22 protein-coding genes and 2 pseudogenes are annotated in these 18106 nt (G+C 68.5%); 18 read left to right on the top strand and 6 right to left on the bottom strand.

The features are described from left to right. The first annotated feature begins 37 nt into the window (after positions 1 to 37). Complete coding sequence (locus tag ACWDA7_RS30185; RefSeq protein ID WP_450608071.1) at positions 38 to 637, top strand: helix-turn-helix domain-containing protein; 600 nt, start codon at positions 38 to 40, stop codon at positions 635 to 637. A 906-nt stretch (positions 638 to 1543) separates the two neighbouring features. Here the strand turns inward: ACWDA7_RS30185 and ACWDA7_RS30180 are convergent. Continuing rightward, on the bottom strand, positions 1544 to 1786 hold the full coding sequence (locus ACWDA7_RS30180) for a DUF5302 domain-containing protein (RefSeq protein WP_450608069.1): 243 nt from the start codon (positions 1784 to 1786) through the stop codon (positions 1544 to 1546). 327 nt (positions 1787 to 2113) lie between these two features. Between ACWDA7_RS30180 and ACWDA7_RS30175 the strand changes: the two genes are divergently transcribed. The 6 genes from ACWDA7_RS30175 (at position 2114) to ACWDA7_RS30150 (ending at position 5209) form a co-directional block, all read left to right on the top strand. After that, complete coding sequence (locus tag ACWDA7_RS30175) at positions 2114 to 2782, top strand: hypothetical protein (RefSeq protein WP_450608067.1); 669 nt, start codon at positions 2114 to 2116, stop codon at positions 2780 to 2782. Positions 2783 to 2819: 37 nt separating this feature from the next. Then, the gene (locus ACWDA7_RS30170; RefSeq protein WP_450608066.1) at positions 2820 to 3344 is read left to right on the top strand and encodes a DUF3995 domain-containing protein; all 525 of its coding nucleotides are present in this window, start codon (positions 2820 to 2822) and stop codon (positions 3342 to 3344) included. Next, positions 3334 to 3849, top strand: a complete 516-nt coding sequence (locus tag ACWDA7_RS30165; protein WP_450608064.1) for an RNA polymerase sigma factor — start codon at positions 3334 to 3336, stop codon at positions 3847 to 3849. Before ACWDA7_RS30170 ends, ACWDA7_RS30165 begins: the two co-directional genes overlap by 11 nt. After that, positions 3846 to 4307 carry a hypothetical protein gene (locus ACWDA7_RS30160; RefSeq protein WP_450608062.1) on the top strand — a complete coding sequence of 154 codons (462 nt, stop codon included), beginning with the start codon at positions 3846 to 3848 and terminating at the stop codon, positions 4305 to 4307. The genes ACWDA7_RS30165 and ACWDA7_RS30160 overlap by 4 nt, the downstream gene beginning before the upstream one ends. A 149-nt stretch (positions 4308 to 4456) precedes the next feature. Beyond that, the gene (locus ACWDA7_RS30155) at positions 4457 to 4813 is read left to right on the top strand and encodes a DoxX family protein (RefSeq protein ID WP_450608060.1); all 357 of its coding nucleotides are present in this window, start codon (positions 4457 to 4459) and stop codon (positions 4811 to 4813) included. 99 nt (positions 4814 to 4912) lie between these two features. Continuing rightward, positions 4913 to 5209 (top strand): hypothetical protein, encoded by a 297-nt coding sequence (locus tag ACWDA7_RS30150; RefSeq protein WP_450608058.1) that lies wholly within the window; start codon positions 4913 to 4915, stop codon positions 5207 to 5209. 365 nt (positions 5210 to 5574) lie between these two features. Here ACWDA7_RS30150 and ACWDA7_RS30145 read toward each other — a convergent pair. Next, a pseudogene (locus ACWDA7_RS30145) lies at positions 5575 to 5764 on the bottom strand (transposase); the annotation flags it as partial. Between the two features lie 4 nt (positions 5765 to 5768). On the opposite strand from ACWDA7_RS30145, the pseudogene ACWDA7_RS30140 reads away from it, so the two are divergent. Next, positions 5769 to 5981 (top strand): annotated as a pseudogene (locus ACWDA7_RS30140) (IS5/IS1182 family transposase); the annotation flags it as partial. Between the two features lie 104 nt (positions 5982 to 6085). On the opposite strand, the gene ACWDA7_RS30135 reads toward ACWDA7_RS30140, so the two are convergent. Next, on the bottom strand, positions 6086 to 6604 hold the full coding sequence (locus ACWDA7_RS30135; protein WP_450608057.1) for a dihydrofolate reductase family protein: 519 nt from the start codon (positions 6602 to 6604) through the stop codon (positions 6086 to 6088). A gap of 286 nt (positions 6605 to 6890) precedes the next feature. Here ACWDA7_RS30135 and ACWDA7_RS30130 point away from each other — a divergent pair, with 286 nt between their 5' ends. Then, positions 6891 to 7511 carry a DUF4253 domain-containing protein gene (locus tag ACWDA7_RS30130; RefSeq protein ID WP_450608055.1) on the top strand — a complete coding sequence of 207 codons (621 nt, stop codon included), beginning with the start codon at positions 6891 to 6893 and terminating at the stop codon, positions 7509 to 7511. Between the two features lie 376 nt (positions 7512 to 7887). Here ACWDA7_RS30130 and ACWDA7_RS30125 read toward each other — a convergent pair whose 3' ends face one another. Beyond that, a complete protein-coding gene (locus ACWDA7_RS30125) occupies positions 7888 to 8100 on the bottom strand; it encodes a hypothetical protein (RefSeq protein WP_450608053.1) in 213 nt (70 codons plus the stop codon). 367 nt (positions 8101 to 8467) lie between these two features. Between ACWDA7_RS30125 and ACWDA7_RS30120 the strand changes: the two genes are divergently transcribed. The 7 genes from ACWDA7_RS30120 (at position 8468) to nthA (ending at position 13108) form a co-directional block, all read left to right on the top strand. Continuing rightward, positions 8468 to 8950: a cupin domain-containing protein gene (locus ACWDA7_RS30120; RefSeq protein ID WP_450608051.1), complete on the top strand. Its 483-nt coding sequence runs from the start codon at positions 8468 to 8470 to the stop codon at positions 8948 to 8950. A gap of 282 nt (positions 8951 to 9232) precedes the next feature. Beyond that, entirely contained in the window at positions 9233 to 9670 is a 438-nt protein-coding gene (locus tag ACWDA7_RS30115) for a VOC family protein (protein ID WP_450608049.1), read from the top strand. Between the two features lie 59 nt (positions 9671 to 9729). Next, on the top strand, positions 9730 to 10506 hold the full coding sequence (locus tag ACWDA7_RS30110) for a DUF427 domain-containing protein (protein ID WP_450608047.1): 777 nt from the start codon (positions 9730 to 9732) through the stop codon (positions 10504 to 10506). Positions 10507 to 10890: 384 nt separating this feature from the next. Continuing rightward, complete coding sequence (locus tag ACWDA7_RS30105) at positions 10891 to 11301, top strand: hypothetical protein (RefSeq protein ID WP_450608045.1); 411 nt, start codon at positions 10891 to 10893, stop codon at positions 11299 to 11301. A 221-nt stretch (positions 11302 to 11522) separates the two neighbouring features. Further along, a complete protein-coding gene (locus ACWDA7_RS30100; RefSeq protein ID WP_450608043.1) occupies positions 11523 to 11747 on the top strand; it encodes a hypothetical protein in 225 nt (74 codons plus the stop codon). A 99-nt stretch (positions 11748 to 11846) separates the two neighbouring features. Further along, positions 11847 to 12512, top strand: coding sequence for a nitrile hydratase subunit beta (gene nthB / locus ACWDA7_RS30095; RefSeq protein WP_450608041.1), 666 nt, complete (start codon positions 11847 to 11849; stop codon positions 12510 to 12512). Further along, positions 12509 to 13108: a nitrile hydratase subunit alpha gene (gene nthA, locus ACWDA7_RS30090; RefSeq protein ID WP_450608039.1), complete on the top strand. Its 600-nt coding sequence runs from the start codon at positions 12509 to 12511 to the stop codon at positions 13106 to 13108. The genes nthB and nthA overlap by 4 nt, the downstream gene beginning before the upstream one ends. A gap of 448 nt (positions 13109 to 13556) precedes the next feature. Here the strand turns inward: nthA and ACWDA7_RS30085 are convergent, their stop codons facing one another. Continuing rightward, positions 13557 to 13850, bottom strand: a complete 294-nt coding sequence (locus tag ACWDA7_RS30085) for a hypothetical protein (protein WP_450608037.1) — start codon at positions 13848 to 13850, stop codon at positions 13557 to 13559. 272 nt (positions 13851 to 14122) lie between these two features. Between ACWDA7_RS30085 and ACWDA7_RS30080 the strand changes: the two genes are divergently transcribed. Beyond that, complete coding sequence (locus ACWDA7_RS30080) at positions 14123 to 16270, top strand: ATP-binding SpoIIE family protein phosphatase (RefSeq protein ID WP_450608035.1); 2148 nt, start codon at positions 14123 to 14125, stop codon at positions 16268 to 16270. A 366-nt stretch (positions 16271 to 16636) separates the two neighbouring features. Here the strand turns inward: ACWDA7_RS30080 and ACWDA7_RS30075 are convergent, their stop codons facing one another. Further along, positions 16637 to 17197, bottom strand: coding sequence for a mycothiol-dependent nitroreductase Rv2466c family protein (locus tag ACWDA7_RS30075; RefSeq protein ID WP_450608033.1), 561 nt, complete (start codon positions 17195 to 17197; stop codon positions 16637 to 16639). A gap of 202 nt (positions 17198 to 17399) precedes the next feature. On the opposite strand from ACWDA7_RS30075, the gene ACWDA7_RS30070 reads away from it, so the two are divergent. After that, positions 17400 to 17618: a hypothetical protein gene (locus ACWDA7_RS30070; protein ID WP_450608031.1), complete on the top strand. Its 219-nt coding sequence runs from the start codon at positions 17400 to 17402 to the stop codon at positions 17616 to 17618. Positions 17619 to 18106: the final 488 nt, after the last annotated feature.

The raw sequence follows: 18106 nt of genomic DNA, 5'->3' as shown, positions 1-18106 counted from the left end.
ACTGCGCACAGGGACTGGCTGGAGAGGGGCGAGGCCGATGACGGACGACGATATTGCTCGCGCGCTGGTCGCCATGGGGCCACGGCTGCGGGCCGCGCGTGAGCGGCGCGGGGTCACGCTCACCGACGTGAGCCGCGCGACCGGCATCTCCCTCAGCACGCTGTCCCGGATCGAGAACGGTCGACGCAAGCCGAACCTGGAACTGCTGCTGCTCCTGGCGAAGGAGTACGGCGTCTCGCTGGACAAGCTGGCCGGCACCGTATCCGCCACGGCGGAGAAGCCGCCCAACCCCTCGCCCCAGCGTCCGGTGGAGGACAAGGCGGTGTTGCCGCTGACCCGGTACGTCGGGGGCCTGCACGCCCACAAGCACGTCCTGCCCGCAACCGGCGAGCAGCCGCTACGGCCACGACAGGTGTCCCACGAAGGGTACGAATGGCTGTGCGTGCTGTCCGGACGGCTGTGGCTGGCGCTCGGCGACCACGACCTCGTCCTCACCGCCGGGGAAGTCGCCGAGTTCGACACCCGCACCCCTCACGGAGTCGCCAACGCCAGCCCTGGCGGGCCGGTCGAATACCTGATCATGTTCGGGCCGCAGGGCGAACGCCTACGACTTCGGGTCCATCCAACAGCCGACTGAGACAACCTGTTGAGGGAGGAGCTGCGCGGACGAAGGCGGTGAGGACTTCCACGACGGTGGAGTGGTCGCGGGCCGAGTCGCGGGCGATGTGCTCCAGTGCGTAGATGCCGCCCAGACGGACGGCGAGTTCGGCAGTTCCGGGCTGCTCGATGGCCTTGGTGTAGCGGTCGGTGACATGGCTTTGCACGGCAAGGGTGAGGGTGCGTTGGCCGACCTCATAGGTGCGCTGGCGGTGTCGGCGTTGCGGGCGGTGCAGTAGACGGCCGCGAGTGCCGCCAGCCCGGTAGCGATCGTCAGTACGCGGCTGCGGATCGCGTCCAGCAGTTGGGCGCGATCCGTAGCCGTGACGTAAGTAACGCCGTCGACGCGCGCCAGCACCCAGCCCGCACCGGGCCCAAGAATCTAGATCAACCCGGCGAGCAGCACCACTCCCACCGACGCGGCCACGGCCTGTACCCATGGACGTGGGGCAATGGCCGCGCGGCCCGACCTAGCGCCGCAACAGGCGGCTCAACGATGAGGTCACGCCCTAACTGTGCGACACCGTTGCGAGCCCCTACGGCCAACATCGTGGAACTATGGCGAATTATCCTCGAGAGTGCGGGCTGTTGGCGCGGCTACGACGGGGCGTCTTCATCTCCATTACGTCAGGCCAGGGGCCACGTTTGCGCAACAACCCGCGGAAGCCTGTCGAACGCGCTCAGTACGTCCGGGAAGCGGGTGAGCCGGTCGTGAAAGGGGCCGTCACGCGTGAGGGCCGCAGCTCGGCACGGGGCATGTCGTAGAGCACCGCGTTGTTGCTGGCGGAAGTTGGGGGTTCGTCGGCTCCGGCACCCGGCACAACCCCACGCAACCAACACTGGCATGGCCGCCGGGCGGTGTCCCCGTCCGGCGGCCGGTTTGACCTCAGCCGCCGCTCTTTCGCCGGAACGAGCGCCGGCCGGCAGCCGGGCCGTGCGCGCCGCGGGCCTTCGACGCATCGGTGTTCGCAGCGAGGCCCGCGGCCTTTGCCTGCGTGCCGCGCTTACGCTCCAGGGCCTGGCGAAACTTGTCCTTCAGCTCATGTTGGCTGTCATCGCCGGGTGCCAGGGCAGGGCTTTCGTCGTCAATAGGCTCCGAACCTTCTTGCGATGGCGACTGTGCAGTCATGGTGACCTCCTGGGTTCGGGCAGTGGAAGTCCAGCTTGTCATGCCGGGCACTGCGCGGGGCGCTGCCGTTTCTCTCAACGCCGCGCCGCTACGTCTTGTGCCCTAACCGATCACCGAACTCGGCCAGCTCACCCACCTCGACGTCCACCGACGCGACCGCGTCGGTGGAATCCTGCACGCGTACCAACATGCAGCGTGACCAGCGCGGATGTGCTGCTTGGCACCTACAGCGGTGGCCGGCGACGCTGTGGCCGCCCTCACACGGAGTGTCCGCTCGCGCAGGTCTCTCCATCTCCATGCTCGTGCCGTCACCTCCGGAGCCCCCCTGTGAAGCTCCTCGTGCGCACCGCCCTGTGGGCGGCGCTCTGCGTGAAGTCGATCTGGTTCCTCACCCACGGGGCCGACCTGTTCGGGGTCTCGGTGCTGGTGGTGCTCGGCGGATTCGCCGCGCTGGCGGGCCGGTACCCGTGGACGGGTGTCCCGGTCCGGATCCTGATGGCCGCCGACTTCCTGTTCTCGGTCGGCGACCGGTTCGGCGTCTTCGACGGGCCGGAGTCGGCGAACGTGAACTGGGGCCACTTCGCACACTTCACCACCTACACCCGCCAAGTGGCCTCGTTCCTGCCCGGTGGACTCGCGCCGACCCTCGCGGTGCTGGCCACCATCGGCGAGACCACTTTCGGCCCGGCCCTCCTGCTCGGCGTCCAGCTGCGGCGCACGGCGCTGGGTGCCGCGTGCCTGCTGGCCTGCTTCGGGACCTCGATGACTGTCTCACTACCGGTCGTCGAACAGTTCCACTACTGCGTGTTCGTGCTGGCCGTCGGCATGCTCGGGCTGGCCGCGGCCGAACGGCACCCGCTCAGCCTCGGCACCGTGCTCGCCCGTACCCGGCGCCGTCCGTCGCCGTATCTCTTGGTGGAAACGGGCCGCGGGCCGGTAGCGACGCGGACCGTGTTCCGTGGAACGAATCGCGGTTCCGGCTCCTCTGGAGAGTGACGCAAGCGCGTCGTCCGCGTTCCTTGGGGAGGTCACCATGCAGAAAGTCAGCAAGCGCGAGCGCACCGCTCGGCGCGCCGCGGCAGCCGTGTCCACCGTTCTCGCCCTCGACGGGCTGCTGCACCTCTACTGGGCCACGGGAGCCACCTGGCCGGCTCGGGACCGCCTTGGGCTCTCGCTGGCCGTGCTCGGCCTGGACGTCCCCTTCGCGCCGCGTGATCTGCTGCCGCTGGCGACGCTGCTGTTGACCGGGGCCGGCATAGTGCAGGCGCGGGTCCGCCTTGGCCGCGGGCACCGCTGGGGACGTGTGCTGCAGGCGGGGACGACGGCGGTGGCCGCCGGAGTCGCCGCCCGCGCCGCGGCCGGCCTGGTGTGGATGTGCGGCGTCGACGCGGGCCTCGACGTGCGGGCCGGGGCCACCTTCCAGTGGCTCAACGCCTGTCTCTACACGCCGTTGTCCTTGGTGACGGCGGCCGGCGCGATCCTGGTCGTACGGTCGGGGCGCACCTCGCCGACGGCGGCCCCCGCCGAGCGGATGGCAGACTTCAGCCGTGCCCGATAACCGCGCCGACCGCACCGAGCTGTCACGGCTGGTGCGCGCCGCCCAGCGCGGTGACACGCTCGCCATGAACGAACTGCTCGACCAACTCGCCCCGTTCGTCGGTCGGATCTGCGCGCCCATCGCCCTGGACGAGGGTCCGGACGCCGTACAGGAAACGCTGGTCGCGGTCTTTCGCAGCCTGCGCTCCCTGAGGGAGCCAGCCGCTCTGCACGGCTGGGTGCGGGCGATCGCCGCCCGTGAGGCACTGCGCGTGGCCCAGCGGTCCGCCCGCTCGGTCCCGGCCGAACTCGACACACTGCCCAGCCCCGGCGACCCGCAGCTGGCCACGGACATTCGCAACGTCCTGTCCCGGCTCTCCCCGGAGCACCGGGCGGTCCTCGTGCTGCGCGATGTGGAGGGGCTGGACGAGCAGTCGGCCGCTCGGCTGCTCGGGCTGCGCGTTGGCACCGTCAAATCGCGGCTGCACCGGGCGCGCGACTCCTTCAGGAAGGCGTGGTCGCAATGACCGTCAACTGGCCCACCGCGGCCCTGGACCCGGTAGGGCGGCTGCACACCCTGGCCGCCGGCGTACGCGGGGCCCATGTCGTCGAACGGGTCGTCGCCGCGCCCTTCGACGAGGTCTGGCCGCTTCTCGCCGACTTGGAGGGCGAGTTGGCCCAGATCGTGCCCGACACCCGGCGGCTGCGGGTGACCCGGACCGACGGCGACCGGATCGAAGGCGTGGCCACCAGCCAGCACGGTCTGCGGGCACGCTTCGACGGGGTGCTGCGCCCCGGATGGTGCCTGCTGCAGAGCCGCTTCGTCCTAGTGGGCATCGCCGCCAGGCCCACGGCGGGCGGCACCCTGGTCGCCTTCACCGGTGGCCTGCGCATTCCCGGCCGGCCGGCGCTCTTCCCGCTCGGGGTCCGGCGCGAGGGCCGGCGCACCCTGGAACGCCTCAGCGCACGGGTGGAGGGCGTATGAGTGGCGCTTCGTGCGGGTGAGGTCGACCGACTGCTGAGCTACAACGAGCAGCACGCACGGCCAGTTGCCTGCGCCGGGGGGACATGTACGATCACCCGCGCACGGCAACGTGGCGCCCAGCACCATTGTCCCCGCAGAGCGGAGAGAACGTGTTCATCGCCTTCCTTACGGTCAGCATCCTCGGCGCGGTCTTCAACGGTGCCGCCGCGGTCACCTACCTGATCGGCCACGAATACCCCAAGACCCAGGCGGACATGAAGGGCATACCTCGGAAGTATGTGCCGGTACTGGGCACATTGCTGGCAGCGGGCACCGTGGGGTTGCTGGCCGGGCTCGCCGTGCCGCTATTGGGAACTCTCGCCGCCTCCGGCCTCGTGTTGTACTTCATCGGCGCCATCATCGCCCACGTGCGGGTGGGCTCCCGCAACATCGTAGGCGGGGTCGCGTTCCTGGCCACCGCAGTGACCGCCCTTACCCTGGGCCTGGTCTACCACGGCCCCTGGTAAGCCGCGGGGCCCACAAGTTCCGTGCCTGCCACCCACAGTGGCTGTCGCCGTTCTCCTTGCCCCGCTGAACCGCCAGATCACGCCTTCGAACTGCTGCCGATGCCGCCCCGCCCCCGCCGCAACCGTCCCAGCAGCCAGGGCGAGTTGAAGGAGGTGGCCCGCCTCGCCGATCGCCTCCAAGCAGTCGGCTACACCACACGCGACGTCGTCCGCATCATCGACCGCGATCCGTCGCTCGCCACCGTCCTGCCCCGGCCTCGCCCCGACCTGGGCCCACCTCCTGCACTGGTCCTCCTGACGTCGTCGCCACCGACACCAAACCGCCCAGGTCCACCACCGCTGGAACAACAACACCACCGCAACCGCAACTACCTGACCAGCAACGAAGCCCACTGATGCAGAACTAAGAGCTGTCGTGTCAGACAACTGGAAATCCGTCGACAGGACCTACTCGGCGACACATCCGACGAGTACATTGCATCTCGTTTCCCTCAAGTTGCCTGGTCGCTGAGACTTATAGCTCCTGCGACAGCGTCCTCAGGTTGAGCCGGCACGTTTGCCCATAGCGCTAGGCGATCACTTTCTCGTGCCGACTACCTGAGAGGCCGTCTTGCCACAAAGACCCACCAGAAGCAGGTTGTTCATCGCGTCCTGCATGGTGTCAGCGGTGCTCCTGGCGACACCGGGAACGCTCGCCAGTGCCGCGACGCAGATCGGCGGCGTCGGTGCCGCCGCCGACTCCACCGCTGCCCAGCCGACATCGCGGACCGGGCCCTGGCATCGGTGAAGCGGGACCGGTCGTCTCCGATCTCGGCGCACGCGGGCGCCCGTGAGGGAGCCGAGTCCTGGAAAGCTGGTGATGATGTCGGCGTCCGGGTGCGTCTCGAAAGCCTCCACCGCGGCCTCGGCGAGCTCGTCCGCGCTGGCGCAGGCGGCGTCCAGCTTCCGCATCCAGATCACCCCGCACATCGCCCGGCGCGCCACCGGGCACGGCTCCGGCCTGGGCGTGTACCGCTGGGTCGTGGAAGGAGCGACCGCGCTGCTGCACTGGTTCCGCCGCCTGCGCACCCGCTGGGAGATCCGCGACGACATCCACCACGCGTTCGTCACCCTCGGCTGCGCCGTCATCTGCTGGCGACGACTCCGCACCGCACTTTGTCGGGAGTAAGGGCAGGTGATGCACACCAGGAGATGGCCTGCTCGATGCGTCAGAACGCACTCGCAGCAGTCGGGCCCGCGCAGCCTCACAGCCGGGATCTCAGCACGTCGACCTCACAGCCCGGCGCGAACGGGTCGAAGCCATGCTCGACCAGCCAGCGAACCACCAGCAGGCTTCGCAACGACCACCACCGGGTAGACCCTGGCCCGGTACTCGTCGATCAGACCCAACGCGGCCGCCTCGGCGGCGAGAGTCGCACCGCCGATCGCGATGTTGCCGTCCCCCGGCTCGGCTCGCAATCGCTCGATCTCCTCCGCCAGGCCGCCGGAGGCCAGGCGGGCATTGCCCTGCACCGCCGACAGCGTGGTGGAGAACACCACCTTGGGGAGCGCCTTCCAGACCGCGGCAAACTCGAGCGTTGAGAAGTCGAGCGATGGATTCTGGCCGACGGTCTCCCAGTACAGCATCGTCTCGTACAGCCGTCGTCCCAACAGGTGGACACCGGCCTCTCGCACCTCGTCGGTAGCGAAGCGAAAGACCTCCTCGTCGAGCGGCGTCCAGTCGAAGCCGCCGTCCGGCCCGACGACGTAGCCGTCCAGTGAGACGCCCATCGAATACGTCACGCTGCGCATCAGAAGTCCTCCTCGGTAACGGTTTCGACAGTACGACCGCCGGACGCCGCAGGACTCATCGCGACGCGAGATCCACTGGGTCGAGTCACCTCACGAGATCATTTCGTTGAGAAAACCTCAGTGACCCGGCGGGGCAGTCGCTTGGGCTGAACCTCCGGGCTCTCTGGTCACAACCACGTGTTTCGGTCCTTGGCAAGAGCCGCTGTTTTGGGTCGCGGACGAGATTGCGGGCCCTGCCACAAGGGGCCAGCTTCTGCCGGCTTGCGAAGCTGTCGGCCTCAGGCCCGTGCTCCTCCAGGCTGAGAAGCACGCGGAGAAGGAGGGGTGGTGGAACGGCGGCTGGCTGGACCCGGGCATGATGTCCGACGCCCCCAGTGACCACGACGCCGGATCGGTGCTCGCGTCGCACTGGGCTGTCGCCGTGGCCGAAACGGACAATGACGAGGACGGCGAGGCCCTCGCGCCTTTCAGCGCTGCCTGGCCCGGACTCGCCCCGGCGGGGAGAGCCGAGACAGATCCTGATATTCGCGCCGCAGAGGTCGTGGTTGGTCTGATCGAGCATGGGTGGCTTTCCAGCCCCCGTCTCGGCCTGGTTCCCGCCAGCCGTGACGCGGACCTTCCTGCCTCCATCGGATGGACCGGTCCGTCCAACGATGACGCGGCCTGCTTGCGGGCGGTCCTTCGCTCCTGGGAGGACCGGTTCGGCGCCCGGCTCCTGGCCCTGTCCTACGCCCGGCTGGACCTGTCCGTGGCCGCCCCACCTCAGACGATGGAGGAAGCCCTGACCGTCGCTGCGGAGCACTTTGCGTTCTGTCCCGACAACGTCTGGCAGGGATACGAGACCATGCGCATGTATGCGGAAGAAGCTGTGCAGGGGAACTATCACTGGACGCTCTGGTGGGAATAAAGACCACGCCATCCACCTCGATGGGGCCCAGGACCTGGATCTGCGGCGCGCGCAGAGCGTGCCTGTCGTCCTTCCCGTCGGCACCGGGCGCGACGCCCTGCGCCACATGCACGGTTCTCCGCCAGGTCCGCCTCCGCCCCTGCACGCTTCTCCTCGGCCTACGGGGCGCGGTGTTGGACGGCAGCGGGCAGGCCAGTTGCGGCCGGGTCGGTGGAGCGGCCAACAGGGCCCGGGCATCGCCATCTCGCCCGTGTCCCCTGCGGCCGGCACGCCGGACGTGCGCGCCGTGCTGCTGCCGTCGCCCGGGGGTTGCTGGGTCTTCCGGCTCGCCGGCCTCGGACGGCGTGCGGGCATCAGGCTCGTGGGGCGCGTGCTGTCAGGGGCCGTGGGCGGGTTCGGTGGGCTGTCCCGAGACGGCAGGCGCGGTGGTGATCTGCTGGTAGGCCGCCTGGTCGAGGCACTGCATCGTGATGGCCGCCTCAACCAACTCCAGTGGCTGCGGCTCATCGAGTGAGACGTTGGGGACGTCGACGTGGGGGAAGTGCGCCGTGGCGGAGCTTGCCGGGGCGGCGATGAGCGTCACCGACACGGCCCGGGCTTGTCGATGACGTCGGCGAACTGCCAGGCGGTGTCCGCGTCGAGGGCTGCCGCGCACGGCGACAGGTAGGGCAGGTGGGGCCCAGGATGCACGCATCAAACAGGCCACCTGGAGGGACCCTCCTTCGACGGCGACCTCTTCGTCCCGAACGTGATCGGAGCCCGCATGCCCCGGATCCGGCACCGCTGACCTACGCGTCCGCCGTCCAGGTGTCACATGTGGCCGGGGTGATCGGTCTCTTGTGTTACGGCATGCCCAAAGGGGGCTCGAGGGCAGCAGTCGGTTTGCAGCCACCGCAGCGGTCCGCGCATGCCTCAGCAGCACGTCGTTGCGCATCTAACTTAGGGAGATGGTTTGCATGTCGTACCCGAAGCAGGTGTACACGGGCGATGACGGCGAGATCAGCGCGAACTTTCGGCCGTCGAGCACCCCACCGAATGTCGGAACAGCGGGCGGGGACGCCATTCACTACTTGGCGACCACAACCACCACGCGAGGCGAATTCGGACTCTACCGAGTGGAGATGAGCGCAAGGGCGGGCGGCCCCAAAACTCATTTCCATAAGACGATCTCGGAGTCTTTCTTCATCCTCAACGGAACCGTTCGACTTTTTGACGGCGCACAGTGGATCGATGCGCAGCAGGGCGACTTCCTGCATGTACCGCAGGGCGGGCTGCATGCCTTCCGCAACGACTCGGATGCGCCGGCCGAAATGCTTCTGCTCTTTACACCCGGGGCGCCGCGTGAAGAGTATTTTGAGGGGCTTTCACGGATGGCACATGCCACGGATGAGGAACGCGCCAGGTTCTTCGATGAGCAAGACTCGTACTTTGTGGAATAACAGGCAGATTCCACTCGCGTATCGCAGCCGCCGACGGCCCGGTCCTCAACGAGATCACCCCGGTCACCGGCAAGGTCGGCGCATCGGTCCTCAAGGCACGGCCGAGGATGTCGGCGCGGCCACGGGGTACGGGCCGGTGACCCCGGCGGATATCGCGACGCGCACCGCCTGGGGATCCGCGCTGCGATCAGGGGTTCAACGACGGCACGAATCAGACGGAGGGGCCGGTCCCGCTCGCGACCGGCGCCACCTTCCCACCCTGCACAGTGAGGATGACGGACCATGACGGCTCACGGTGATCTGCCCGCCCCGCAACAAGGGCTCCTTGTCACGCACTTCCTGACGGTGCGCGACGTGGAGAGATCACGGCGCTTCTACGCCGACGTGTTCGGCGGCGAGGTAGTGATGGAGGAGAACCCGGCGATCGTGAAGGTGGCCAACAGCTGGATCATCATGAATCCCGGGGGTGGCCCCACCCCCGACAAACCCGGCGTCACCCTCGAGGTGCCCCGGAGCACCGAGCGGGTGTCGAGCTTTCTCAACGTCCGCGTCGCGGACATGGCCGCCTTCCATGCCCACGCGGTCGCCAAGGGCGCCCACTTCCTCACCGAACCCCTCGACCGCGGTTCGGAACTGCGCTGCTACCTGCGCGATCCCGACGGCTACCTCATCGAGGTGGGTCAGTCCACCGGCCTGCTTCGCGGTCTCCACGCCGACTGACCACCGGTCCGCGCCCCTCCCCTTGCCGAGCAGAGCCACCACTGATCGAGGTACTCACGATGACCAAGGAGAATGTGCAGCACCCGAGCCTGATCGCGCCGGTCGGGCATGTCGAGCCCGTCCCCCGCCGCATCCGGGGGACGCTGGGCGGTCGCGTCGCCTTCGACACACGGCGCGCACTGTATGTGTGGGAGTGGCCCGCGTACCCCCAGTTCAGCATCCCCGTCCACGACATGGTCGACGCCGCGCTCATCGACGAAGGACATAGCGAGCTGCACGGCGCCGGGCCCGCACGGCGCCACACCCTGCAGGTGGGACCAGAGGTCCGAAAGGGTGCGGCGTGGGTGTGGGAGGACGGCGCTCCCGAGGCCTTGCGCGGAACTGTCCGCTTCGAGTGGGAGGCGTTGGACTCCTGGTTCGAGGAGGACGAGCCGGTCTTCGTCCACCCCAGGAGTCCCTATTCCCGCGTGGACGCGCTGAGCTCCTCCAGCAACGTCCGCGTGGAACTCGAGGGGATCGTGCTGGCGGAAGCGCCGCGCTGCGTCAAACTGTTCGAGACCGGGCTGCCGACGCGTTACTACCTCGACCGCCTCTACGTCGACTTCACCAGGCTGCGCCACTCCGACACCGTGACCCGCTGCCCGTACAAGGGGACGACGAGCAGCTACTGGTCGTTCGACGGCGAAGTCGCCACGCATGAAGACATCGCATGGGCCTACGACCTACCGACGTTCCAGGCCAACCGCATCGCCGGCATGGTCGCATTCCTCAACGAGCGCGTTGATCTGTACGTCGACGGAGAACTTCTGCCGAGGCCCTCCAGGCAGGCCGGGTGAAGGCACGCACTCCCGGCTCGCACATGTCGCACATGACGGCCGGCTGGCAGCGCTGTCCGTAACCGTTGACGTCGACGTTGGATGTTTCAGCATCCGGCGGATGCGGTCCGGGCCTGCATGGCCGGTCTGCGCACTACTGAGTGGTGCGCAGACCGGACGGTGCTGTGAGGCGCACCCGATCGGTTCCCGGGATGCCGGTGCCGTGGAATGGTGTGGCGACGTCGGGAAGGGCGCCGGTGATGTTCTAGGCCGGCCTGAGGGTGTCGGTTGTCACGCCGCACTCCGAGTGGATAGGAGTATATGCTCGTAATTGCCGCTTGGGATCGCCGACGGCAAGCCCCCCGCGTCCGGCCTGCGGCCGGAGATCATTGAAGGAGAAACATCATGTCGAACACAGAAGACGGCAAGAGTGAGGGTCTCAGCTACTACCCGTGGTGGCTGGACAAGCTGGCCGACAACGTCACCGGGAACGGCTCGTTCATCGACAACGGCCCCATCCAGGGTCCCCAGGCCGTCCACTCCGTGGTGACTGCCGCCCGTGAGCTGTACGAGTTCCAGGACTTCACCTACACCGGCGACTACGGCAACGGCGGCTTCATCGAGGAATACACCACCCGGGTGAAGGGCGAGACCCTCCACGTCGTCGTCACGGTCGCCCGTAATGCCGCAGGTGAATGCGAGACGCTCGTAGTGAACCACCGACCGCGCAACGCGATGCTGCTCTTCTCTCGCGAGATGCACAAGAAGTTCGCCGGCACCCCCCTGGCCGAGCACTTCCTCGCCGACGAGTCCTGAGAGAGCGGCTGCGGGATCCCTGCCGTGGACGGACGGCCGTCCCGCGGGGCCTGCCCGGACGCGGCAGCATGGCCTCATCCAGTGGGCGCTCCGGACCGATCGGCAGAGCCTTCGTCGGCAGCACGAGCCCGCCACGGGCACAGTGATCGCCGGGCCGATGCGGGACGACGGCCGACCGAGGGCCGGCGTGAGCGGGACCGCGGTTTGTCCGGGAGGGCCTGGTGGCCCTCGAACCCTCCGCCGCCAACCGCCGCGCACGGATCATCGGACTCACGCCGGACGGCCTGTCCCGCGTGGAAGCGGAGACGCCGCTGTGGCAAGGGGCGCAGACCCGGTTCGAGGAGAGCTTCGGAGAGGCCGAGCGGCCGGGCTGCCCGCCTGGCTGCGCCCGTCGCTCGAAGCGGCTTCCTGACCGGTTTCACGTCCTGGGCCGAGTAGAGACGTGACGGCACCAGTCGGGCCCCCATCGTCGGTGCCGCGAAAGCCTCAGCCCTCTCACGTTGACGCAGATAAGTCTGCTATTCCGCATATGTTGGGGTGATGTCATGGACGGTATTGCCGACATGGGTGGCACATCAGGGTGGGGCCTCGCGCACCCCCCGAGAAAGGACGAACCCGTATTCGCGGAGCCCTGGCACGGCCGCGCATTCGCCCTGGCGCTTTTGTCCATACGGGTCGCCGGGGCCAACGTGGACGCCTTCCGCCACTCGCTGGAACGCCTGGACCGGGCCGCTTACCTGGACGAGGGCTACTTCGGACGCTGGCTGAACGGCGGGGAACTGCTCCTGACGGACAGCGCGATCCTGGCGCTGGGCGCGGTCGAGGCCCGTGCCCGCAACCTCCGCGGTGAGCACGTGCAGGAGCCGCCGGTGCCCGAGCCCGCCCGGCCCGACTACGCACCGACCGCCGAGGGCCCGCTGCGCACGCTGGACGTCCCGCCGGCCTTCGCCATCGGCGAGCGGGTGCGCGCCAAGAACGTGTCCGTGCCCGGGCACACCCGGCTGCCGGGCTACGTACGGGGCCACATCGGAGTGGTGGATCTCATCCAGCCCGCACACGTGCTGCCGGACACCAACGCCCACTTCCTCGGCGAGAACCCGCAGCACGTCTATTCGGTGCGATTCGACTCACGTGAGCTGTGGGGCGCCGACGCCGAAGCCTTCGCCGTCACCCTGGAAATGTACGAAAGCTACCTGGAGGCCACCTCATGACCACCACCAAACCATTGGGCGAGAGCCTTCCCACGGCCCTGCGGGTCGAAGCCCTCGAGCAGCTGCTCACCGAGCGCCGCCTGATCGACCCGAAAGCCGTCGACGGGATCATCACGACCTACGAGACCAACGTCGGCCCGCTCAACGGTGCCAAGGTCGTCGCCAAGGCATGGACGGACCCCGACTACCGGCAGTGGCTGCTGGAGGACGGCACCGCAGCGATCGAGGGGCTGGGGTTCTCCGGTGCCATGGGCTGGCACATCAACGTCGTAGAGAACACCCCCACCACCCACAACGTCGTGGTCTGCACACTCTGCTCGTGCTACCCCTGGTCTGTGCTCGGTCTGCCCCCGACCTGGTACAAGGACCCCGCCTACCGAGCACGCGTGGTCAAGGAGCCCCGCACGCTGCTGTCCGAGATGGGCCTCGAACTCGACGAAGACGTACAGATCACCGTCCGCGACTCCACCAGCGAGACGCGCTGGCTGGTACTGCCCGAACGACCAGCCGGCACCGAGCAGCTGACCGAGGAGGAGCTCGTCCCACTGGTGACCCGGGATGCCATGGTCGGCGTGGCCAAGGTAGCGGCACCGTGAGCGCCAGCGCAGGAGCTCGAAGAGCATCCGGCTTCCGACGCGTTTGAAGCCCTTGGCGACGCAGTCGGCGGCCAGCGCCCCCAGGTGCCGCAACACCCACGGGTTGAGGGCTTGGAACGCCTAGACCTGCTCCTGGATGGACTGGCCGGGGGAGATGGCGGGCAGCTGGACGGGATGGATTCCGTCGTCCAGGTCGAGCACTTGCTGCTGATGGACGGGCACGAGACCCCGGATGTGCCGGCACCGATCCAATGGGGTGGCACATCTTTCATGAACGGTCTGACGGATCAACCAGCGTGCTTGCTCGAAACCCGCGCCCGGCGGTCGACGACCGGGCCGTGGCTGCGGTGGCGTGCATTGTTCCTCCAAGACGAAGAACACCGGCCCGCTCCAGACCGCTGCTCCTATTCAAGCCGACCTGGGGGTGTGTCCAGCTACTTTCCGCAGGTCAGACGGCTCTCGCGGCGCGCCCGCGCGGCACGATCACAGAGCCGGGGCCGGTGTAGCGGCGCTGCCGCGGCGCCGCCTCGACATATGGCACGACTGCCCACATCACAGTGCGGGACTTCGCCCGCATTTCCGGTCCGGCCTCGATGAGGGTGTCCAGCGACCGCAGCGGCGAACCCGACAGGTGGTAGTCCGCCGGCGCGAACCGGCCCTGCCGCACCACCGCCGACAGGTTCTGCTGGCTGGACGGACCGAACAGTTGCGTCGCCTCCTGTAGACCCAGCAGCGCAGGCATGCCCCCCACGCTGTGCGTCCACTCGCCGGGCTCCTGCGCGGCCACCTCCACCACTGGCTCCCGCCCCCTTCTTACTGGACTGCCCTCGGATTCTCACTGGGGCAGAACTTCGCCACCGTAGCGTGATCACCAACCGTGAGGTCACTCAAGGGGAAACGCACCCGCACGAATGTGGACCGGCACCAAGGTAGTGTTTAGGTGTGCTTGCCTGATTTGTGGGGCTGCCGTCGCCGACGTGCAGATCCGTGACCCAGGAGTGAGTAGGAGTCGAGTTGGCACCTGCGACAGCCAAAGCCGGGAGTCACCCCCAGCAGTCAGGACCGGGCATTCCGGCCGCCTCGTACAAAGCGTTGCGAGGCGCGGAGACGTTGACGCTGGCTCTCAAGGCCACGGAGTGCCTGGACGGCCGGGGCGCGTTCCTGCACTGGTGCGATCCTGCTGCTCGCCGGCTGCACCTGGTTGCGGCCAGCGGGTTGGCCGCGGGGAGCACCGAGGCGTGGGCGGATCTCTCCGACGAGCAGGACGTGGCGCCCGCACGCGCCCTGCGGCGCGGTGACTATGCCTGGGTGGGCGGGGACAGCCTGGGCATCGGGGGAGTCGGCACGGCAGCGGTGCCCCTTCCCGGTGCCGATGGCCCGATAGGTGTGCTGTCCGTGATCATGGCAGGGGCGGGCGAGCCGGATGAGGTGCAGCGATCCTTTCTGCATTCGGTGGCGGGATGGGCCGCAGCGTGCCTGGAGGACCTGCCTGGCAGGCTGCCCGTCCGTGGTTCGGCGGCCGGCTCTGAGCAGACGGTCCGAATGGGCAAGCTGACCTCGGCACTCGCCGAGGCCCTGACCTCTCAGGAAGTCGTACAGGCCGTCGCGGCGCACGTCCTGCCGCCATTTGGCGCCGACGGGCTCATATTCTGGGTCTTCGAAGGCGGCCGACAGCGTGTGGTCGGCTCCGCCGGATACACACAGGAATTCCTCAGTCTGCTCGACGGGATCCCGATAGCCGACTACCCCGTGGCCACCGACGTGCTGGGAACGCGTACTCCCCGGTTCATCGAATCAGCCGCAGAGTATCGCCAGCGCTATCCAGCGCTGATGCATATTCCGTCACCGGCCCAGAAGAACGCGTGGGCGTTCCTGCCCATGATCGCCTCCGGGCACTCCATCGGCATGTGTTTGGTGTCTTTCGCCCAGCCGCGTTCCTTCAGCGACGAGGAGCGCACGCTGCTGACCGCGGTGAGCGGTCTGGCCGGCCAGTCGCTGGAGCGGGCCCGGTTGTACGACGTGGAGCACGCCCGGGCACAGGAGCTGCAGCGTGGTTTGCTTCCCCGGACGCTGCCGTGCCTGCCTGCCGCCTGCGCAGCCGCACGCTACCTGCCCGCGGGCCGGGGCGAGCACGTCGGTGGCGACTGGTACGACGTGATCCCGCTGTCCGCGGACAGGGTCGCCATGGTGATCGGCGACGTGATGGGACACGGCATTCCCCAAGCGGCCACCATGGGCCAGTTGCGTACCGCGGTGCGTACCCTCGCCGACCTGGACATACCCCCTGCCGAGCTACTCAGCCACCTCAATGACCTGGTCAGCGACCTGGGCGAGGACTGCTACGCCACCTGCCTGTACGCCGTGTTCGACCCGATCACCCGGATGTGCTCGTTCTCCCTGGCGGGTCATCTCCCGCCGGTCATCGTCCATCCCGATGGCACCGTCCACAGGCTCGACCTGGCCGCCGACCCGCCGCTCGGGGCCGCCGAGCCACCGTTCGAAACGCACCAACTGCTTCTGCCCGAGGAGAGCCTGCTGGTCCTGTGCACCGACGGGCTCGTCGAATCCGCCACCCAGGACGTCGACCAAGGACTGGCCCGACTGCAACAGATCCTTGCCCAGCATGCGATGCCCACCTTCACGGTGCGAGACGAGGTCGACGACGTCCAGCACCTCGACGACCTGTGCGACACGGTTGTCTCGGCCCTGCTGCCCGACCATGGCCAGACGAACGACGACGCAGCGCTGCTGATCGCCCACACTCGTGCCGTCGACGTCGGTGATGTCGCCTCCTGCATCCTCCCGGACGATCCCCGCGCGGCCGGACAGGCCCGCGAATTCGTCCGCGAGCAACTGGCCGCCTGGGGACTGGACGATCTCGCGATCACCACCGAGCTGCTGGCCAGCGAGCTGATCGGCAACGTGATCCGGCACGCCAAGGGCCCCATCCGGCTGCGCCTGCTGCGCAGCCGCTCCCTGACCTGCGAGGTCTATGACGGCAGCCTCAGCACCCCGCGCATCCGCCACGCCGCCTACACCGACGAGGGCGGCCGCGGCCTGCAACTCGTCGCCGCCCTCTCCAGACGCTGGGGCGCCCGCTACCTCCGCGACGGCAAATGCATCTGGACCGAGCAAGACATCCCCGTCCCCCCAGCGGCATGAACGGCCTTCGGGGGAGAACCGCTGTGGTCCAGCCGGCGCCGCGCACCGTCACCGTCGCTCTGGCCGCCGTGCGCGTGGACTGGTGTCCCGTCTGCAAGGCGCACACGCGCCTGACCGGTGACCCCCGGCCGCACCGACTCCGCGTTCGCCCTGCCACCCCGCCGTCTACGACGGGATGCGGCTGCGGTCCGGGCGCGTCGTCGAGCGCACCCGCGCCTTCCGCCGCACCTCCACCCTCGACAACACCGCCCGGTATCGTCCGCGACTTCGACGCCCTGCTGCACGACACCTAGTGAGTTGAGGCGGGTCAGGGGCTGCCGCCCGGAAGGTGTGGGCGTCGATCAGCCCTACTCGTGTGCCTGTGGCTCAGCTGAAATCGGGCCCGCTGGTGCGCGTGCGCTTGATCTCGTAGAAACCCGGCGTGGAGGCGACGGCGAGCACGCCGTCCCAGAGCCGGGCGGCGTCCTCCCCCTTGGGGGCTGGGGTCACGACAGGGCCGAAGAAGGCGATGGGGTCGCTGCCCGCGTCCGGACCGGGGACGCTGATGATCGGGCTGCCGACGTCCTGGCCGACCAGGGTGATTCCTCGGCGATGGGACGCCCGCAGCTCGTCGTCGTAACGGTCCGTGGCACCGATGTCGGCCAGATCCACCGGCAGTCCGGTCTCCCGCAGGGCGGCTTCCAGCGTGGCCCGGTCCTTGGGCTGCTGCTGCAGGTGAAAGCGAGTGCCGAGGGCGGTGTACAGGGGTTCGAGTACCTCGGGCCCGTGTATGAGGGCGGCGGCATTAGCGCGTACGCCGGTGAACGGCTCCGGCCGCTGACGAATGAGACCAAAACTGAGACCACGTCCTGCTCCCGCGGCTCGCTCTGGCGGGGTGCTCGGGATGACGGGAGCGTCCGTCTCCGCCCTGCTGCCGGAACCAGTCACGGCACGGAAGCCAGGTTCGACCGATCGCCGACCTGACCTGAGGCTGCCGAGCGCGTCGGCTTCAGGCTCACCTCGTTCGACCCGATGAAGACCGTGATGCGGATCAACTCCGGCATCCTGAAGGTGGCCGCGGGCCACTGTGCTGGGTCCGTCGTTATCTGGGAGACGCCCACCACCGCAACTACCGAGAGGAGTGGCGCTTATGACCACTGAGCGCGTACTCGTCCGTCTCTTGCTGCCATTCGGAGACCAGATCGAGATCGCCGCGGTTGCGCCACCGGGTGAGTGCGCCAAGGTGGAGTGCTACCCGGCGGCGGAGATCGCTGATGCCCTCGGTGTGCGGGTCCGTGATCTGCCGGGCGGGCGGCTGACTGCCGAGGTCGGCGAGGACAGCCGGCTGTCCGGCTGGCGGTTCGCCTGACCAGCCGACAAGCACATCACCCGAAACGGGGTCGGCGCAGCCGCAGCTACCTCGCCAGGCGCGCTTCGCGTGTCACCGTGAGCGTCGTTGCTTGAACTTGATATCTGTCGGATCCCTCAGGCGGCCCGCCTCGCCCGCACCCTCATCGGGCGAGGCGGGCCACGTGCCGCAGACGGGCCCTCCGCATGCGCGCCAGCACGGGACGAGTGACGCTGATGGCATGGCCGAACGTCGCGTGATCGTGTCCCCGCCCGACTAGACAGGTGGTCGGCGTGTCCGGGTGGACGGCGAGACGCTCGGGAGGGCGTACAGCCTGCACCACCTGAGCGTGCTCTTGGAGCGGGTTGGCATGGAGGGCCTGGATGAGGTCGATGCGGCCGACTCGCCTCTGATCTAGTGCCGCATCAGAGAACCTTTGCCCTGTTGTGATGTGACGCACCGTTCGGATGCTGGTCTGAACGGCTCGGTGTCTCCAGGCTGTTCGGGTG

Source organism: Streptomyces sp. NPDC001156, from assembly GCF_053598275.1.
This window is presented reverse-complemented; position numbering and strand designations above follow the sequence as displayed.

What these genes read in the sequence shown, in the direction of transcription:
- ACWDA7_RS30070 (WP_450608031.1), top strand. Translation starts at nt 17,400, where the DNA reads ATGACCACTGAGCGCGTACTCGTCCGTCTCTTGCTGCCATTCGGAGAC.
- ACWDA7_RS30185 (WP_450608071.1), top strand. Translation starts at nt 38, where the DNA reads ATGACGGACGACGATATTGCTCGCGCGCTGGTCGCCATGGGGCCACGG.
- ACWDA7_RS30160 (WP_450608062.1), top strand. Translation starts at nt 3,846, where the DNA reads ATGACCGTCAACTGGCCCACCGCGGCCCTGGACCCGGTAGGGCGGCTG.
- ACWDA7_RS30170 (WP_450608066.1), top strand. Translation starts at nt 2,820, where the DNA reads ATGCAGAAAGTCAGCAAGCGCGAGCGCACCGCTCGGCGCGCCGCGGCA.
- ACWDA7_RS30085 (WP_450608037.1), bottom strand. Translation starts at nt 13,850, where the DNA reads ATGCCTGCGCTGCTGGGTCTACAGGAGGCGACGCAACTGTTCGGTCCG.
- nthB (WP_450608041.1), top strand. Translation starts at nt 11,847, where the DNA reads ATGGACGGTATTGCCGACATGGGTGGCACATCAGGGTGGGGCCTCGCG.
- ACWDA7_RS30135 (WP_450608057.1), bottom strand. Translation starts at nt 6,604, where the DNA reads ATGCGCAGCGTGACGTATTCGATGGGCGTCTCACTGGACGGCTACGTC.
- ACWDA7_RS30120 (WP_450608051.1), top strand. Translation starts at nt 8,468, where the DNA reads ATGTCGTACCCGAAGCAGGTGTACACGGGCGATGACGGCGAGATCAGC.
- ACWDA7_RS30150 (WP_450608058.1), top strand. Translation starts at nt 4,913, where the DNA reads ATGCCGCCCCGCCCCCGCCGCAACCGTCCCAGCAGCCAGGGCGAGTTG.
- ACWDA7_RS30180 (WP_450608069.1), bottom strand. Translation starts at nt 1,786, where the DNA reads ATGACTGCACAGTCGCCATCGCAAGAAGGTTCGGAGCCTATTGACGAC.
- ACWDA7_RS30110 (WP_450608047.1), top strand. Translation starts at nt 9,730, where the DNA reads ATGACCAAGGAGAATGTGCAGCACCCGAGCCTGATCGCGCCGGTCGGG.
- ACWDA7_RS30105 (WP_450608045.1), top strand. Translation starts at nt 10,891, where the DNA reads ATGTCGAACACAGAAGACGGCAAGAGTGAGGGTCTCAGCTACTACCCG.
- ACWDA7_RS30115 (WP_450608049.1), top strand. Translation starts at nt 9,233, where the DNA reads ATGACGGCTCACGGTGATCTGCCCGCCCCGCAACAAGGGCTCCTTGTC.
- nthA (WP_450608039.1), top strand. Translation starts at nt 12,509, where the DNA reads ATGACCACCACCAAACCATTGGGCGAGAGCCTTCCCACGGCCCTGCGG.